Genomic DNA, 17,992 nt, shown 5'->3' with positions numbered 1-17,992 from the left:
GTTGAAATCATTAAATCCTATTCAAAAATACCGTGCTATGATAATGAAAAAGCGCTTACATATGCTTGTGAAGTAAGCGGAAAGGGGTGTCTGCTGTTTCCTATTTGAATGAGGAGCTAGAATGAAGTAGCGGTTTCTCACTAGAAATCTAAACGATTAACAAGGAGGCTGTTTTGTGATAAAGAAGAGATGGAAAACGTTAACGGCTAGACGGACCATAGCTTTATTTTCAGCAGTAGCCATTATAGCGGGATTATTTAGTCCATTAATCGGGAAGGCCTGGGGTGCGGAAGCAGAGGGCGGCTTGCAGGTGGAGATCGGGGAATATGGCGAAATTAGCTCGCTTAAAATCAAAGGCGACTTATACCCGACGGAATATGTGATGAACAAGACGGTTGCGCCGGAGCAAAATACAGCCGATCACCAATGGATGGGCGAGCTGATGTTTACGTATCGCTTGGGCGATAACGGGCAATGGAAGGAAGTGTCGACCAATCAATCAGGTGATGTACGGCAGATCGCAAGAAATGGGAATGTGACAACCGTGACGTATGCGGGGTCGCAAAATGTCGGAGGCATAAAGGATTTCACTTTGGTGGAAACCTACACGCTGGAGGAGGATGGAACGCTCAACTGGACCATTCATCTGACGAATACGAGTGGGCAAAAGCTGGAAATCGGCGATTACGGCGTACCGCTTCCTTTCAATGAGCAGTGGAATTACGGGGATGCGATTTATGAAACGCGGGTCGTGAGCCACTCCTTTGTTGGCAATAACAGCTCGTATATGACGGCAAGCCGTCCTAGCGGACTAGGCTCCTACCTGCTGATGACGCCGGATGCGCAGACGAAGGCCGGTTTTGAATACCAGGATCGGTGGCGGCAGGAGGAACGCCCGAACAGCAAATGGACGGGAGAAAGCGGCAAGTGGATAGAGGGGCTGAACGTCTATTACATTCACTCCAATGTGATTAAGAAGACGAACCGCGGCTATTTGCCGAATACAAGCCTCATCCTGGAGGCGGGGGCTGACAATCAGTATGGCTTTAATTTTCATGCTGTAGCTGATGAGCACCAAATGAAGCAGAAGCTGTATGAGGAAGGACTGGTCGATGTCAGCGTCGTTCCCGGCATGATCGTTCCGACTAATCAGAAGGCGAAGTTCGATTTGCGAACGATGCAGACGATTAACTCCGTTAAAGATGATGCGGGCAGCGACATTCCGCTGGTAGAGAGCAAGGCTGGCGGCCATCATATTTATGAGCTGCAAATGGCGAAGCTGGGGCCGAACGATATTACGGTCAGCTATGGGGATGGCCTCAGCACCGTTTTGCAATTTTATGCGATTTCGCCTATCGATGAAGCTTTGGCGGCGCATTCCGAATTTATGGTGGATTCCATGCAGTGGCAGGCGCCGGGCGAAATTCATGATAAAGTGTTTGACGACTGGATGATGAACACGAAGAAGAAAATGGGCAATTTCAACGGCTATTGGGGCTGGGGCGACGATTGGGGGCTGACGCATGGTCAGTTTCTAGCGGAGAAAAATGCCCTCGATCCGGTGGCGAGAGAGGTCAAGGCAGTCGACGAATATTTGGAGACTGCAATTTGGACAAATTTGATGAACGGGCATCATGACGATTATTTAATCCATGACTTTTTAATGCCGGAGCCGAATACGACGCCGACCTATCGGGGTTATGCGTATCCGCACATTTACAACACCTTCTTCAGCATGTATAAAATCGTTAAAGAATACCCGGGTCTCATCGACTATGAGCATGATGCAAATACGTATTTGCTGCGGGCCTACAATATTATGAAGGCGCTCTACGAAGGGCCGGTTGCCTACAACTGGAATACGGGATTGATGGGCGAGCTGACGACGCCGGCGATTATTCAAGCGCTGCAGGATGAAGGTTATGTCGTCGAAGCAAGCGATATTATTGGGAAAATGGCAACGAAATATAACAATTTTAAAAATACGAAGTATCCGTACGGCTCGGAATACAGCTACGACAATACGGGCGAGGAAGCGGTCTACACTCTTGCCAAAATGCAAAGCGAGAATGGGGCCGAGCAGCTCAAAGCTCAAGAAATGATGGGCAAAATCAATGCCAAAACACGGGCCTCGCGCGGCCATATGCCGGTGTGGTATTACTACACGGACCCGGTTACGATTACAGGCGAAAACTGGTGGAATTTTCAGTACACCGTATCGCTCGCCGGTTATGCGATGGATGACTGGATCCGCTATCAATCAAGCGGCAACCGGGAAGTAGAGCAGCGGCTTTCTTATGCGGCGAAAATCGCCAATGTTGGCGCTATCAACACGGGACAGATCAGCGACGATCCGGCCAACTATGGCGCTTCGGCATGGACGTATCAAGCGGAGAAGGGCAATCTTGGGACGCTTGGACATGGCGGCGGCGCATCGCTCCCACTGCTTAACGGCTGGAGAGGCATGACGGGAGAATCCGATCTTGGCTTGTTCGGCGCCCTGCAAATTTTAAGCGCGGACGTTGCGGTTGATCCGATTTTTGGACTGACAGGGTACGGTGCGAATGTGACGGAGGATAGCGGTTCTTATTCCATTGAACCGATAGATGGGCTTTATAAGAAAATAAATCTGATTACCGAAAAGCTGTATTTGACGCTTGAGCGGGACCAGTTTACACATGCAGAGCTGTCCAAAACCAAGGATGCAGCTGCGCTGGATATTAAAAATTTGACGCCAGGCGCGGCGCATCAAGTTAATTTGACGCTTGAAGGCTTGAAGCCGGGAGCTTATGCCGTAACGGTGGATGGGCAGCCAGCAGGCAAGCTGAATGCGTTTGGCGCAAAGGCGATTCTTGCGGTAGATGCGCCAGCAGCAGCAAATTATACAGTTGAGCTGAGTGAAACGACGCCAGACCCAAATACAGCGCCAACGGTTTATGCGGGCGATGATCAGGAGATTCATTTATATGATGATCTGGTGCTCAAAGGCAGTGTGGAGGATGACGGCCTTCCTGCCGGCAAGCTGACGGTGCAATGGAGCATGGAATCCGGCCCTGCGGGCGGTGTGGTGGACTTCGGATTTGCGACCTCGCCTGTTACGACAGCCCAGTTTAATGAGCCGGGAAATTATGTACTAAAGCTCAGTGCAGATGATTCGGAGCTGAATGCCAGCGATACGGTGAGCATTACCGTTAATCCGCCAGCGGCCCTTCCGGACGTTATTGCGAGCTATAACTTTAATGAGACGTCGGGTACGCTTGCCGCAGATTCTTCTGGCAGCGGAAAGGATGCTTCCCTTAAAGGCACGTCTGCATGGGCTAGCGGACGCTCAGGCAACGCCGTCAAAGTAGGCGGTACGGACGGTTATGTACTGCTGCCGGACAATGTGCTGGGACTTACGGAGAAAATTACGGTTGCGGCTTGGGTGAAGGCCGATCAATTGAATGATTATTCCCGATTGTTTGATTTTGGCACAGGAACGCAATCCTATATGTTTTTGGCGCCGAAGGTAGGCTCCTCGATGCAATTCAGCATAACGACAGGCGGAAACCAGCCAGGGGCCGAGCAATCGATTACCGGACCTGCGCTGACTACGGGCGAATGGAGGCACGTAGCGGTAACGCTGGATGGTTCGCTAGGCATTTTGTACGTGGACGGCGCAGAGGTTGGACGCAATGACCATATGACATTAACGCCGAGAAGCCTCGGCAAAACGAAAAATAACTACATTGGCAAATCGCAATATAGCGATCCTTATTTAAATGCCAGCGTCGATGATTTTCAGCTGTTCAGCCGTGCTTTAACGGCGGCGGAAATTGCGGCAATGGTTGCTCCGCCAGTTGATGAAATCGAACGCATTGAAGAGGTGCAGGTGTCCACTCCAGTCGACGTAGCTCCGAAGCTGCCAGCATCGGTTAAGGTTTATTTGAAGGATGGCAGCTCCATTGATGCATCGGTGAGATGGAACGGCATTCAGCCGGAGCAGTACGCGGAAGCGGGCAGCAGCTTTACGGTAAAAGGCCTCGTTATTGGCACAAGCCTGGAAGCGACGGCAAATGTAACGGTGATGGCCCGAGAAATACAAGGTTATCCTTCGCTCATTGTTCGCTACAATTTCGATGAGACGGAAGGAACGATCGTTCAGGATGCATCCGCTTCGGCGCTAAATGGCACGATTAACGGAGAAGTGGGCCGGGTAAATGACGGGCATACCGGAGGAGCATTGCAGTTTAATGGCGTTTCCGGCAATTATATAAACGCGGGCAATAGTGCGGCTTTGCAGCCTGGCAGCTTGACACTGTCCTATTGGATTAAACGGACGGAAAATATGAATGACCGTGAAAATGTGCTGCTCTGGTTCAAGCCGGAGAGCAATTATGCAGGCAATGGCTTTTTCTTGACATACAATGGCAACTCGAGCATCTTTTATGTCGATGGCGCCAACGGTTTTTATGTAAAGCAATCGCCGAATGATTTTCTGCCGCTGAATGAATGGACGAATGTCGTCATTACATTTGATTCCGCGACCGGCGAACGGGCGATTTATAAAAATGGGGTTGCGCAGACGCTTGGCACAGACGGCACACCGAGGAAGATAACCGCTACTGCGGATGTCAAAAAAATCGGTGTTTCCGGTTATGGCAACGGGGCGCAGCTGCATGCGGGCCTTGATGATTTCCGGATTTACAATGGGCCGATGACGGCCTCGCAAGTGAAGGGTTTGTATGAAGGCAAAGATATTAAAAGCGTAGATCAAGCAGCAGCAGCAACGACCGTTGGCACTGCGCCAAGCCTCCCGGCAAGCGTTCAAGTGACGTATGAGAACGATGCGAGAGGAACCGCTTTTGTCGTCTGGGATGCAATAAGCGCCGAGCAATATGCGGCAGAAGGCAGCTTTGCTGTTGCAGGGACGGTTGATGGAACCTCGCTCCGTGCGGAAGCCGTTGTGACGGTGACGGCGGCATCGGTGGAACCGACGCCAACGCCGACACCAGTGCCTACGGATACACCAGTGACGCCAACACCGACACCAGTGCCAACCGATACGCCAGTGACGCCAACGCCGACACCAGTGCCTACGGATTCGCCGGTGACGCCAACATCGTCACCGACTGCGACACCAGCACCAGCAACGTCGAGTCCGACTATATCATCGACGCCAACACCGTCGCCATCGGCAACGCCACTGCCAGCAACGAATCAAGTAGTAACGGGCAATGAGCTGGCAAGCAGCAATGGCGGGATCGTTAAGCTTCAGCTTGCCGCTGGCAAGAGTAAGCTTGTACTTCCTGCCAATGCCGGCACAATGCTGGGAACTTCAACACTTCGTGTAGAAAGCAGCGGAGTAGTGCTTGAAATTCCAGCAAGCGTGCTTGCGGATTTGGCAAAGCTTATTGGAGCAAATGAAGCTGCAACAGCGCAAATTATTTTGTCTTTGGATAGGCTGGAGCAGAACGTTCAATCCGGCAGCTTAAAATCATCCGGGGAAGCTTACGCGTTTACTTTGCTGATCCGCACAGCAAATGGTACGGAGAAGCAATTGGCCAATTTCTCCTCGCCAGTCGGCATTCAATTGAGCTATAACGCGAGCGCGGATGAAGAAAATCTGCTGGGCATTTACTGGTACAGCGAAAACGATCAGAAGTGGGAGTATGTCGGCGGCAAAATCGACAAGGCTGCCAAGCTAATCAGCACCTCCGTACCTCATTTCAGCAAATATGCGGTCATGTCTTATGAAGCAGCTTTTAGCGATGTGCCTGCTTCGCATTGGGCGTATGATGCGGTCCGTTCATTAACGGCTAAGCATATCGTCCTCGGGCTTTCGAATGAACGGTTTGCCCCGCAAAAAACGACGACCCGCGCTGAGTTTACAGCGATGCTTGTCCGGGCGCTCAAACTGGATACCGCTGTCGCTGGCACAACTGGCGCAGCGCAAAAGTTCGACGATGTATCATCTGACAACTGGTATTATGATGAGGTAGGGGCAGCGGTAGCTGCGGGACTCATTCAAGGGAAGGATGCACGGACGTTTGCTCCGAATGAAGCGCTGACCAGAGAACAAATGGCTAGCATTATGGCCCGAGCCTGGGTGATGCTGAATGCTGACGAGCAGTCCGCCAACCAAATAGCTCTGGACTTTGCAGATGCAGGCGACATATCGGAATGGGCCAAGCAAGCAGTAGCTTTAGTAACCGAGCTGGAAATTATGAATGGCAAAAATCAAAATCGTTTTGATCCAGCTGCTATTGCTACGCGGGCTGAAACGGCCCAGGTTATTAACAAGCTTCTGCAAAAGCTGGAGTAGTCAATAAAGATAGCGTTTGACGCAATAAGAGGGTCGTCAAGCCATACGAAGAAGAGCCATCCCGATTCATAGGGGATGGCTCTCTTTTTTTGCATAGATAGGGTGTATTTAAAGCTCTATTCTGCATCCGGGCTGCTAAACGTCACGTTGATTTCCACGATCTCAGAGCGGGAGCCGAGGCGAATCGGCGGTCCCCAAAATCCGAAGCCGGAGGAAACGATCGATTGCAGCTGTTCCTTTTTCAAATAGCCCCAGTCATTCTCGAACACGAGCTGCGTAATGAAATTCGCCGGAAATATTTGGCCGTGATGCGTATGGCCCGATAACATCAGATCAACGCCCAGCTCATCGGCCATATCGAAATCATACGGCTGATGCTCCAGCAAAATGAGCGGCTTGGCTGCATCCAAACCTTGAACGAGCTCGCTCAGCGGCGCACGCTCCGTATCGGAATGATCTTTGCGTCCAAGCAGCGTGAAGCGGTCACCAATGGTAACTGATTCGTCATACAGCACCTTCATGCCGCCCGCTTCAACGGCGTTAATAATGTCCTCGATATGCCCGTTATATTTATCATGGTTGCCGAGCGATGCGTACACACCGTAGGGCGCCTCAATCGCTGCCATAATCTTATCAATCCCATTGTCCAAATACGGCTGAATTTGATCATCCAAAATATCGCCAGGAAACAGCACGATATCCGGCTTCAAAGCATTAATGCGCTCGACAAGACGGACGGCATGATCTTTGCCGGACAAAATGCCAAAATGCATATCGGAGGCCATGACGATTTTCAATGTATTTTTAGCTGGATCGCTGCCCTGTGCGCCTTTGGGAATCGTAATAGCATAAGTGCGGACAACAGGACTGTATGCTAGAAATGAACCGTAGCCGAGCAGCGCTAGGAGCAGAATAGGAACGGCAATGCCGGACCATTTGAACACCGACTCGCGTGGCAATGACGTAAAGCGCAGCAGTCTTGCGATGAGCTGTACGGAAGGAATAATGAGCAGCAATAGGCAGAAAATAGCGAGCCAGTACATGCCAATGGCAATTAAAATAGCATTTTGCGTAATCATCGCGATGATAAAAGTGCAGGGCAGCGCAGCGGCCACGACCGTATAAATGAGCTTGCGGGCCCTCGTATGCAGCGGCTTAAGCCACCGCCAAATGCTCCAGCTTTGATAAAAAACGAGCGAGCCGAAAACGGCAAGCATGACAATACCCATAACAATAAACATGTTAGCTCTCCCTTTTATGTCTCTTTCTGTGCTTTTACGTATTTAGGCTATTTTCTGCTGAAGGCGATGCTAAGGCCAATGAGGCCGAACACGGAGCCTTCGACGATATTCAGTTTGCTAGACAGGCGTGGACGTTTGAAAATAAACCGGCGCAGCACATCGGCAAACATGCTGATCAGCGTGAAAATAACGATGGCTTGCAGCACAAATATGAGTCCCAGTGCGATCATTTGCAAAGAAGCATAGCCGTTTGACTCATTGACGAATTGCGGCAGCAGCGCTAGAAAAAACAAGGAAACCTTAGGATTCAGCATGCTCATGAAGATGCCTTTTTTGTATAAGGAGGCATAGGCCAGCTCATCGGCGGTGCCGAGCTTAAGAGCAGATTGCTTTTGCCGAAAAGCTTTATAGGCCAAATAAAGTAAATAGGCGGCACCGGCATATTTTACGACGGCAAAGGCAACTGCCGATTGGTAGACAATCGCGGAGATGCCGAGAGCGGCTGCGGAAATATGGGCGAAGAGGCCGGTGCATAGCCCTAGTGTTGTGATGATTCCTGCTTTTTTGCCACGGGCGATGCTTTGGGTGAGCACGTACAAATTGTCTGGTCCCGGCATTAAGGTAAGCAGCACCGCAACGCCTAGAAATGATAAGAGGGAAGCCCATTCCAACGTCAACACATCCTGTTCTATCAAAAAGTTACTTACTTCCTTTAGTATACTAGGAACAGAGTCCCTATCTCAATCTATACACTTTACTAGAGTTAATCGCGTGCCAAGCTGGAGGGAATGATTAAGGCAAACACTGCGTTTCATGATATTATTGTGAAAGCATTCAAGGGTTTATTGCAAGCTAGACAAAGCGATTAAAGCCAGATTTAGAAATATGGAGGAATGTGAAATGAACCATTCGTCAGATGAACAGTGGCTGGACTGGGTAAAACGGATTCAAGCTCTCGCGCAGAACGGGCTTGCCTATTCGGAAAATGCTTTCGATATTGAGCGTTATGAAGAGCTTCGCGCTATTTCGGTTGACATGCTGGCGTATGCAACAGGCATAGGCCGGGAACAGCTGAAGCATACTTTTGCCAGCGATAAGGGATATGCGACGCCGAAGGTCGGCATTCGCGGGGTTGTGTTCCAAGACGGCAAAATCTTGATGGTAAAAGAGCAGCAGGATCAGGCGTGGGCGCTGCCGGGAGGCTGGGCGGATGTTGGCATTTCTCCTTCCGAGGTTGCAGTGAAGGAAATTTGGGAAGAATCCGGCTTTAAGGTTAAGCCGAAGCGGCTGCTCGCGGTGCTGGACAAAAAGAAGCACGAGCATCCACCAGATATTTATCATATTTACGACCTGTTTATTGAATGTGAAATTATTGGCGGAGAAGCGGCAGTTGGGCCAGAGACGACTGACGTTGGTTTTTTCGCAGAGGATGGGCTGCCTCCGTTATCGGTGCAGCGGAACACGGAGCGGCAGATCAAGATGATGTTCGAATTTTTGAAGCAGCCGGATAAGCCGGTCGTGCTGGATTAATTGAAATAAGGGCAGCCCTGCCAGTAGTTTTTAACTGCTAGCGGGGCTGCCCTTATTTGATAGGCTGAATTTGGATTCAGCGATTAGTTTTTAGAGAGGAGATTGTACAGCACCTGTGCCACCTGAGCGCGCGAGGAGACCGTTTCAGGGTTGATTTTGCCGCCTGAGCCTGTAATGATTTGGTGATCGGCCAGCTTTTGAATAGCCTCTTGTGCATAGTCGGCAATCTGGTTCGCATCACTGAAGCGGGTTAAGGATGTGTTTGCGCTGCCTTCAGGCAGCTCGCCAAGCTTTTCAAGCGAGCGGTACAGCAGCGTAAACAGCTCCTGCCGCGTAATTTGGTGATCCGGCTTAAACTGGTTTTCGCCTACGCCAGTGGTAATGCCAAGGCGTTTTGCTGCAGCCAGGTAGCCCGTATAATAAGTGCTGCCTGCATCCGCGAAGTTGTCCGCAGCCGGGCCATCTGGCGCAATGCCAAAAGCATTTAGCAATAAAACGATGAATTGGCCGCGAGTCACTGCCGCATTCGGGCTGAAGAGAGCTCCGTCTGTGCCAGTGGTGATGCTTCTGGCAGCCAGAAAGCCAACCGCATCGTTATACCAAGCTGTTGCAGGCACATCAGCAAAGGTTACCTTGTTATATCCGATAATATATTGGGAGAAGTGGGTGGTAACAAAGTCCACCGTGCCCGCTGCTGCATTATATTTCCCGCGAACATTTTCCAATTGTCCAGACCCATTAATATGATAAACGATGACTGCAAGCGGATCTTCGCCAGTTAACAGCGAGTAGGGAGTGCTGATCGTAGCCTTCCCCCCGCCAAATTGTGAAATCGGGCTGTCTCCTGCCTTAACGGACAAGTCATAGACTGGACGATCTCCAAGAACAGCTTTGCCTTCCTCGGTCAGCGAAACCTTCGCTATGCGAATACTAATATCTCCCGTATCCGAGGCTGACGTTATGCTTTTCAGCGCCGCTGCATCAAAAATAATCGTTCCGACATTGGCATAGACGATTCTCACCACAGCGTTGGTGTCGGAAGAAAGTTGAGTTAAGACGCTTCTTGGCAGGCTGAGTTCAGCTGTTTTAGTATCGGCCGTTGCTGCCACTTTAATTTCCACAATAGCTGTTTTTCCTCCAGCCTCGGCCTTCTTGGAAGCATCGACAAGGCTTGCGAGGGCAACTGCTGATAGCGTTGCTGTTGTTACCCCTGCTGCATGGTCGTTAACTGCCACGGCTGATGCCGATGCTACTACAGTAGATGATTCTGCTGTATCCGGCTCTGTACTGCCACCTGCAGCAGGATTAGGAGTGGTGCTGCCAGACGAGCCTGTTCCGCCGCCACCGCTGCTTCCTCCACCGCCGCTGCTTGGAGCAGGTGTATATGCAGGTACGACGATGTCTGTCGCCGCACTGGCATTGAAGCCCTCTTTCTCAGCATATCTAACTTGATAAATGCCCGGAATAAGCCCTGAAATTTCTACATCCGGCGCATAAACATAATCGGTCACGCCAGCTAGCCTATATTGTAAAGCGGGAGTTGTGCCTGTAATACGGCCATCATTGTTAGCTGCCGAAGTAGGTGCTATGCCCACCAGCCCCGTTGGGGCGGCTTGCTCGCCATATGCCGGAACCTCGACAGAAGCCGCTGCGCTGGCTAAACCCCCATCAACAGCTGCAAATCTGACCTGATAAATGCCTGGTACCAAACCTGTGATTTCGTTATCTGGCGCATAAACATAGTCCGTCACACCAGCCAGCTTATATTCCTGACCTGGGACAGTGCCGGTGATTTTCCCATCGTCATTGGCTGGAGTAGTAGGTGCTACTCCGAGCAGACCTGTAGGAGCCGCTTGCTCTTGCGAGAAGGCGGGAACAATCACATTTACCGATTCGCCAGCGTTGTAGTTAATCGCGGTTGCTCCCGCGGCCGTCGTTGGTCCCTGATAGCCTGCTTTGGCGGCATAACGTACGTTATATGTGCCGGGAGCGAGATTGGCAATCGCCTCGCCAGATGCCGGTGTATAAGCCGCAGCTCCGTCCAGCTTGTATTCCAGCGTTTTATTGTGGATACCCGTAATTTTCCCGTCATTGTTGCTTGCAGAGGTGGGCGCTACTGCTTCAAGTCCTGTTGGAACGGCCTCTACTCTGGAAAATAGCGAATCCAACGCATGGGTATAGTTGGTGTATCTTGCACCAATCGCATAACCGCTGCTGGCATAATCGGGCTGAATGTTCGTCCATGAATACATCAGCTCAACATGTCCAAGGATAGGCGCGCTCGCACCGTCCGCATCTTTGTTATTTTTGTTATAAGTGAAAAGGTATGGTACTTGCAGTCTGTCTCCGACCACTACCGTGCCGTTTCCATCGGTATAGCTGATAGTTGTAGGATTTGCCGCGGTGTTGTTTTGCGTCTTGATGTTGGTCAAATATTTACTTACGACATCGACATACAGCTTGGCATAAGGGTGGTTATTGGTTCTGACTTGCAGCGTTTCCGTATTATGCGGATTTACAGCCGGATTGTTAGTCGGGCTGGCAACCGTCACCCCTGAATCGAGCTTCGTATCCCAAAAATAAACCTTGCTAATATTGTAGGACTTCGCATATTGGTTGATATATTTGATGGCCGCCTGTGTATTCGGGCACCATGAGCCGCCAAACAGAAAGATGTAGCTGCCTTCACTGCCGAGCAGCTTGTTCAATTCGTGATAGGTCACATGCTCTAGAACGAGATCGCCGTCCAAATCATCAAAAATAAGCGGCTTTCCCGGATTTTCATTGCCGTAATTTTTGTTGAAGGCCGCTTTAATATAGGCGGACTCGTCAATCGTATCGAATCTGGCAGCGGAGCTGAATACAGGCCGCAGCGATGCTTTATAAGCTTCCGTCTTGGCGGGATCAACTGCGCCATTCGTCAGAAAATCATTCCAGACATGAGCTTCATCCGAATAGGCAACGATGGGAGCGCTATTGCCGCCTCCGTCCTTGTGATCCTTGTTGTAAATAAATAGGAAGGGGGCCTCCAGCTTGTTGGCGACCACCGGATTGCCATCTTTAATATAGCTGACGTTATGATCAGGGTCATTTTTATCATAAAGATTTAGATTGGTTAAATATTTGTTAACCAGATCAACGTATTTGAAAGCGTAGGGATTGCTGGAATCTGCAATTTGCAGCGTGTTGCCATCCAGCTTCGTGTCAAAGTTATAAATGGCGGATACGCCGTATTCTTTGGCCACTTCATTGATGAAGCCGATATTGGCTTGGGTCTGCTCACTCCATGCGCCGCCGATTAGAACGGCGTAGTTTCCTTCACTCTCGAACAGATGAACGATATCTTCGTATGTAGCCGTTTGATAAACATGCTGGTCATCATTCAAATGGGGATAAACATCATTAAAATAATTATAAGTATTCGCAGCGCTTGCGGAATAAGCTGCCGCAGCATTCGCTTTCTCGACAGGGAGGGGGATAACGAGCAATGCTGCGGTGAGCAGCATTGCCATCCATTGCTTTAATTCAGATTTTCGTTTCATTATTTGCACCTCTGCTTATTGGATTTCAGTGTTTTCAGAACATCATGACAATGGCTGCATGTCCTTATCTGCTGCTTACGTGCCTATGGGCAAATCTCTTCATCGTCCGAGGAGGAGGAAGGTGCCGACTCTGAGGATGAAACAGGCGCAGAAGCAGCTGGAGCCTGTGCATTGCCGGATGATGAGCCTGATGAAGATGAAGAAGAAGTTGATTGTGATGCGACTGTTGAAGAGCTGCTTGTTGTTTTCGCTGCTTGAACGACTTCTGTCGTAGCGAAGGTTATGGTTTTTGCAGGAGCTGGCTCTGCAACCGGTGCTTGGGCAGCTTCAGGTGCTGCCGTTTCTGTCTTCGGCTTGTTCGCTGCTTGAGGTTTTGCTGCTTCCGTCTTTGGAGCGCTGGTCGGCTGAACAGCTGCCGCTTGTGCCGTTGGAGCAGAGGTTGCTGCCGGAGCTGCTGCCGCTGTTTTCGTGCTCGGTTGTACAGTTGTGGATGAAGCGACGGCCGCTGGTTGGTTAGTCGCTGTTTTGCCTGAAGCGACCTCAGCTGCTGCCGATGGCGCTGGTGATGATGATGATGATGATTCTGAAATGGTAGTTCCAGTTCCAGCATTTGCTTTTTCAACAGCCGTTTCAGCCTCTGCCTGCTTGTTCTCGGTAGGTGCTGCAGCAAGGGACACGTTTTGTGCATTCTGAGCGGCCGGGGCAGTAGAGGCTGCTGGCTGCTGGCTTGCGGTGGAGGCGGTGGTGCTGGCTGGTGCTTGGTTACTGGAATCAGGTGCAGCGACGACCTTCTCTTGCGGTACAACTGCTGCTTTCTGCGGGCTGCTCGCGGATACGGCGGCGAAAGTGACTGCCGAAAGTACAACGGCTGCGGAAACGAGTGAAACGGTTAATTTTTTCATAAAAGAGTACCATCCTTTTCGGTTGCCAGGAGCACAGGGGAAGCCTTGATCCTAGGTTTGTCCTGGCGCTTATTTTTTTGAAATGCTTGCAACTTGCAACAACCCCGACGTAGAAAAAAAGATTCAACAAGAAGCGTCATTGCACGCTTCTTATTGAATCTCCGGTCATCCAGTCGATTCCTGCTTTGTGAGTAGAACAATAAAGATCGGCCGTCTAACGACGCTATTCCACCTCCTGCTTATTTGGCAAAAAAAACAGAGATCCAAGGCAGCGGTCATTCTTCGCTCCATTGAATCTCTGGTCATCCAGTTGATTAGTTACATAATAGGTGCCAGAAGTTTCCTTGTCAATCATTATTTACTTAACCTATTGAAATTGTCGGATATAGTGGAGGGAGCTAGCTGCAATCCCGCCTGATCCCCTTATTATTTTTTAATCCACAGCTTGGAAAAATCCAGCCAGCCGAAGGAATCGATAGCCAGCCCTTGAAGGGCTAGCGGCAGCTGCGTCTGGAACCGGGAATGGTACAGATAAAGCAGCCAATTATCCTGCCGCAGCCATTGCTCGGCTTCCTCAACAATTTGGGCGCGCTCGGCAGCGGTTGGGAGGCTGACATAGCGGGCAAGTATGCCCCGCAGCCGTTCCCGCTGTTCCCTAGTCAAAAAATGGTGCAAATTGCTGTCTTCATTATAGAAAAGCCGCAGCAGACCTAGTTCGGTATCATTTTCGAGCACCTCAGTTGCCAGCATCAAATGGGCTGCTTGCGCGAGCCTTTGAGGCGAGACCTCGGCAATGACATAGGAATGGAGATTGAGATGAAGGCCTATAGCAGCTGCTCGCTGCTGCAGCCAAAGCATGTCCTGCTGCTCAACAGGCCTCCCATGGTAATACAGCTCAATCGGTTCACCGGCATAGCCGCTTTCCCGGAGCAGTGCTTCCGCATCAGCCAGCGAGCCGGATTCATAGGAAGCGAGCTTGCTGCTGGCGACCAGAAAGCTGTTGGCAGGTACGGCGCGATTGCCTCCAAGCTCCGCAATCAACAGCTCGCGGTCAAGCAGCAGCCGCAGCGCTTGGCGGAAGGAGGACTGATGCTGGATGCCCGGCATGCTGAAGTTGAAAACTAAATAGCGGCAGCCATCAAGCAAGGAATCCATTGCTCGATTATTTTCCGCAGCATGATCGCCGGTTGCGGCGTCCAAATGCGGCAAGGAAAATTGCCGCTCCCGCGGCGCATCCGAAGGAATATGCCATACCTCCACGAGGTCAAGCCAAGCCCGCTCGCGAAAATAGTGGTCGAACGCTTCAAGCCGCAGCACCTGGGCTGCATTTTCCACCATTTTGAAAGCGCCTGTCCCAAGCATCTTTCTCTCAGAAAATGGTTCATTATGCGGCAAAATCGACATGGCCGCACAGCTGAGAAAATGCAGCAGAAACGGATTAGGCTGCCGCAGCCTGAAGGTAAGGCAATAATCGCTGATCAGCACAATGTCTGCAATGTCCTCGTATTGCCAGCAGGAGGGAGAATGGACCTCCCGTAAACGCTCCAGCGTGAATCGTACATCCTCGGCCGTCAGGAGCAGCCCGTGGTGGAAGCGGACCCCTTTGCGCAAATAAAAGGTCCATGCCGTGTAATCTTCGTTGTTTTCCCAAGCATGGGCAAGCGAAGGCAGGAAGCGCTGCGACACCGAATCAAAGTCGATCAGGCGGCTGTAGATCTGCTCGAGCAGAAACACCTCGGTAACGGTAAAAGCAAAGGCTGGATCAAAGATGCCCAGCTTCCTCGTCACGGTAACCCGAAGCACGTCAAGATGGGCCGCACCTGCCTGCTCCAGCTGGAAGCCCATGCGATTTTCCAGCATGGCGCGCAGCTTGTCACGCAAGGCAGGAGGCAGCTCGTGGCTGGAGATGAAAGCGATGGCCTCCTTCATTTTTCCCTTCGCAAGCAGCTCGTTGAAATGCTCCGTCAGTACGTCCTCCAGCTCGCGGATAACTGTCAATTGCGAAATATGGCCGCGTCCCACCCCCGCGCTCCACGCCGCAAAGCCTTCCTCCACCAGCCTGCGCAGCACCAGCTTGACGTTGCGAGGCGTACAGTCCAGCACCTCAGTCAGCTCGCCAATTGTAATCGGTATCGTTGCGCCTTTGTGCTGCTTGCCGGGCAGCGACAGAAGCAGGCTAATATAATGCTCTTTATGTTTCATATTCTATACAATCCGTCCTTTGCTCTGGCTGGCGCAAGCGCGCCCCATAAAAGGTGAAATTTTAATTTCAATCTTACTCTTTTTATTCTCGTTTTCCCAGCTAAAATTAAGTCTACACAGAAAGAGGGGAAACGAACATGTTTATGCAGCTTGACCGCAATATTAAAATTCGGATTTTGACGACCTTCTTGACCCGCTGCGTAGAGGCGATGATTTTGCCGTTTATGGCGATTTATTTTACCCAGCGGCTGGGGGCAGGAATGGCTGGCTTGCTGCTGCTCATTAATTTGCTCGTGCAAATTACAGCGAGCCTGTACGGCGGCTATATGGCAGATCGATATGGACGAAAAAAAGTGATGGCTTACGCGCAAATAATCCGCTTTATTTCCGTCCTCGTCATGACGCTTGCCAACTCGCCCTTTCTTGATTCCACGTGGCTGACCTTTTCCACGATGCTGCTGCTTAGTCTCTGCAATGGCATGTTTAATCCAGCGGCCGAGGCTATGCTGATTGACGTCAGTACTAAAGAAAATCGCGCTTTTATTTATAGCATTAATTTCTGGGCGATCAATTTGTCGATTTCGATTGGCGCACCGATCGGCGGCTTTCTGTTCGCGACGCACCGGACCGAGCTGTTTATGATTATGGGACTGGCGAGTCTGGCTACACTTATGCTGACGTTATTTTTAATTCGGGAAACCCATTTTCCAGATGCAGAAAGCAGGCTGCAATATAGCGCCAATGGCCCGATTCGCAATATGGTGCTGAATTACAAGCTGGTAGCGCAGGACAAGCTGTTTATTATCTACAGTGTGGGCGGGATGCTTATTCGCTCGCTGGAAATCCACTTGTACAATTACATTAGCGTCCGCCTGCAAAAAGAGTTCGAGCCCCAGCAGCTGCCCATGCTGGACAATTTCACTTTCGAGCTGACAGGGATAAGGCTTGTCAGTCTGCTGCAAGTAGAGAATACGCTTATTATCGTCTGTCTCGCGATTTGGGCAGCCAGCTTTGTCCGCCGCTTCCGCCCAGCACGAATTATGTATATTGGCGTTATTTTGTACACGCTTGGCTTTACGATCGTCGGCTTCAGCAACTCTGTATGGCTGCTTATCGTATCGATGCTGGGAGCGACGGTTGGCGAGCTTATGTTCACGCCGATTAGACAAGCCTATTTAGCCGGCATTGTGAAGGATCATGCGCGAAGCTCCTACCTTGCGGTCAACGGTTTGCTGGGACAGTTCGCCGGAGCTTTTGGAGCCATCGGCATTAGCTTGGGTGCCGTGCTGCATTCGAGCTACATGGCATTAATTATTTTTGGAATGGGCATGACGGGGCTGCTGCTGACGCATTATGTATTTCAGCGGCTCGCGCCAGGGACGGCTCGTCCGCAAGGATCAGCACCGACTGCTGCGAAAGTTTAGAAGCGCATATTTTTTTATAAGCGAAGAAAATAAAGGAGGTTGTGCAGCATGAGTAAAAAACAATGGGCTGGCGCGATGCCAGCCGTACAGTTCAGAGTAGCAAGGCCGACGAACCAATTGGCTAAGGTGGCTGCTTTTTATGAACAGGGGCTGGGCCTAGTGCGAATTGGCTCCTTCGAGGGGCATGACGGGTACGACGGCATGATGTTCGGTCTGCCGGGGGCGGACTATCATTTGGAGTTTACCCAGCATGTCTCTGGGCCGCCGCTTGCCCCGCCGTCTGAGGATAATCTGCTCGTATTTTACATTGAGGAACGGGAACAGCAGCTAATAATCGCAGAGCGTCTGCTGGAGCTAGGCTACCCCGAGGTGGAACCGGAAAATCCTTATTGGAAGCAAAAAGGCATCACCATCGCCGATCCCGACGGCTACCGTATCGTGCTGCAAAATACGTCTGGGCTGAGCTAAATGTGCGCGAAATGAAAGTCGAACTAAAGAAAAACTATTTATAGATATCGAACCGCGAGCTGCTCCGAAAGTTTTGCTTACTTGTATTTATGAGTGAGCAAAGCTTTTTTTATATAGGAAAGTATAGCATAACGCTATTTTTTTCCTATATTTCACGGAATGAAATGCTCCGCGCTGCCAAAGGACGGCAAGAGCCGTTTCACCTTGGTTTGTATAGGTAGTCAAGTGGCCTTAATAGGAAGTGGAGAGGGGGAGGTTACGGGATATTTCCCGCTGCATGGGTTTCCTCAATAGAAAAGCAATTACAATTCAGTTAAAGTTGAAAATTGAAAATAAAAGAATTATAATATTATCAAATGATAGATTAAACTATCATTTG

At 50.5% G+C, this 17,992-nt stretch carries 9 protein-coding genes and 1 pseudogene; 5 read left to right on the top strand and 5 right to left on the bottom strand.

Going from position 1 to position 17,992, the window contains the following annotated elements; all coding sequences use genetic code 11:
- Positions 1-268: 268 nt before the first annotated feature.
- Positions 269-4,069: pseudogene (locus BBD42_RS32150) on the top strand (DUF5695 domain-containing protein); the annotation flags it as partial.
- Positions 4,067-6,304: an S-layer homology domain-containing protein gene (locus BBD42_RS32145; RefSeq protein ID WP_237163497.1), complete on the top strand. Its 2,238-nt coding sequence runs from the start codon at positions 4,067-4,069 to the stop codon at positions 6,302-6,304. The pseudogene BBD42_RS32150 and the gene BBD42_RS32145, both read left to right, overlap by 3 nt.
- A gap of 116 nt (positions 6,305-6,420) precedes the next feature.
- Here the strand turns inward: BBD42_RS32145 and BBD42_RS04825 are convergent, their stop codons facing one another.
- Together BBD42_RS04825 and BBD42_RS04820 are read right to left on the bottom strand one after the other, a co-directional pair.
- Complete coding sequence (locus BBD42_RS04825; protein ID WP_099517228.1) at positions 6,421-7,545, bottom strand: metallophosphoesterase; 1,125 nt, start codon at positions 7,543-7,545, stop codon at positions 6,421-6,423.
- Between the two features lie 47 nt (positions 7,546-7,592).
- Positions 7,593-8,216, bottom strand: coding sequence for a LysE family translocator (locus BBD42_RS04820; protein WP_099521460.1), 624 nt, complete (start codon positions 8,214-8,216; stop codon positions 7,593-7,595).
- Positions 8,217-8,445: 229 nt separating this feature from the next.
- Between BBD42_RS04820 and BBD42_RS04815 the strand changes: the two genes are divergently transcribed.
- Complete coding sequence (locus tag BBD42_RS04815; protein ID WP_099517227.1) at positions 8,446-9,075, top strand: NUDIX hydrolase; 630 nt, start codon at positions 8,446-8,448, stop codon at positions 9,073-9,075.
- An 83-nt stretch (positions 9,076-9,158) separates the two neighbouring features.
- On the opposite strand, the gene BBD42_RS04810 is transcribed toward BBD42_RS04815, so the two are convergent.
- From BBD42_RS04810 to BBD42_RS04795, 3 genes are all read right to left on the bottom strand, one after another.
- A complete protein-coding gene (locus tag BBD42_RS04810) occupies positions 9,159-12,617 on the bottom strand; it encodes an S-layer homology domain-containing protein (protein WP_099517226.1) in 3,459 nt (1,152 codons plus the stop codon).
- 83 nt (positions 12,618-12,700) lie between these two features.
- Positions 12,701-13,519 carry a hypothetical protein gene (locus tag BBD42_RS31505; RefSeq protein WP_150131511.1) on the bottom strand — a complete coding sequence of 273 codons (819 nt, stop codon included), beginning with the start codon at positions 13,517-13,519 and terminating at the stop codon, positions 12,701-12,703.
- A 426-nt stretch (positions 13,520-13,945) separates the two neighbouring features.
- Positions 13,946-15,721 (bottom strand): ABC transporter substrate-binding protein, encoded by a 1,776-nt coding sequence (locus BBD42_RS04795; RefSeq protein ID WP_099517223.1) that lies wholly within the window; start codon positions 15,719-15,721, stop codon positions 13,946-13,948.
- Between the two features lie 137 nt (positions 15,722-15,858).
- Between BBD42_RS04795 and BBD42_RS04790 the strand changes: the two genes are divergently transcribed.
- Positions 15,859-17,145, top strand: a complete 1,287-nt coding sequence (locus BBD42_RS04790; RefSeq protein WP_099517222.1) for an MDR family MFS transporter — start codon at positions 15,859-15,861, stop codon at positions 17,143-17,145.
- A gap of 48 nt (positions 17,146-17,193) precedes the next feature.
- Positions 17,194-17,613, top strand: a complete 420-nt coding sequence (locus BBD42_RS04785; RefSeq protein ID WP_237163371.1) for a VOC family protein — start codon at positions 17,194-17,196, stop codon at positions 17,611-17,613.
- The last annotated feature ends 379 nt before the right edge of the window (positions 17,614-17,992 follow it).

Origin of the sequence: Paenibacillus sp. BIHB 4019 (assembly GCF_002741035.1) — a bacterium.
Taxonomy (GTDB): Bacteria; Bacillota; Bacilli; order Paenibacillales; family Paenibacillaceae; genus Pristimantibacillus.
The sequence above is the reverse complement of the archived record's forward strand: the minus strand, read 5'-3'. Positions and strand labels throughout refer to the sequence as shown.

Excerpts from the sequence above, each read along its gene's own strand:
- BBD42_RS32145 (WP_237163497.1), top strand. The coding sequence starts at position 4,067 with ATGGCCCGAGAAATACAAGGTTATCCTTCGCTCATTGTTCGCTACAAT.
- BBD42_RS04825 (WP_099517228.1), bottom strand. The coding sequence starts at position 7,545 with ATGTTTATTGTTATGGGTATTGTCATGCTTGCCGTTTTCGGCTCGCTC.
- BBD42_RS04815 (WP_099517227.1), top strand. The coding sequence starts at position 8,446 with ATGAACCATTCGTCAGATGAACAGTGGCTGGACTGGGTAAAACGGATT.
- BBD42_RS04810 (WP_099517226.1), bottom strand. The coding sequence starts at position 12,617 with ATGAAACGAAAATCTGAATTAAAGCAATGGATGGCAATGCTGCTCACC.
- BBD42_RS31505 (WP_150131511.1), bottom strand. The coding sequence starts at position 13,519 with ATGAAAAAATTAACCGTTTCACTCGTTTCCGCAGCCGTTGTACTTTCG.
- BBD42_RS04795 (WP_099517223.1), bottom strand. The coding sequence starts at position 15,721 with ATGAAACATAAAGAGCATTATATTAGCCTGCTTCTGTCGCTGCCCGGC.
- BBD42_RS04790 (WP_099517222.1), top strand. The coding sequence starts at position 15,859 with ATGTTTATGCAGCTTGACCGCAATATTAAAATTCGGATTTTGACGACC.
- BBD42_RS04785 (WP_237163371.1), top strand. The coding sequence starts at position 17,194 with ATGAGTAAAAAACAATGGGCTGGCGCGATGCCAGCCGTACAGTTCAGA.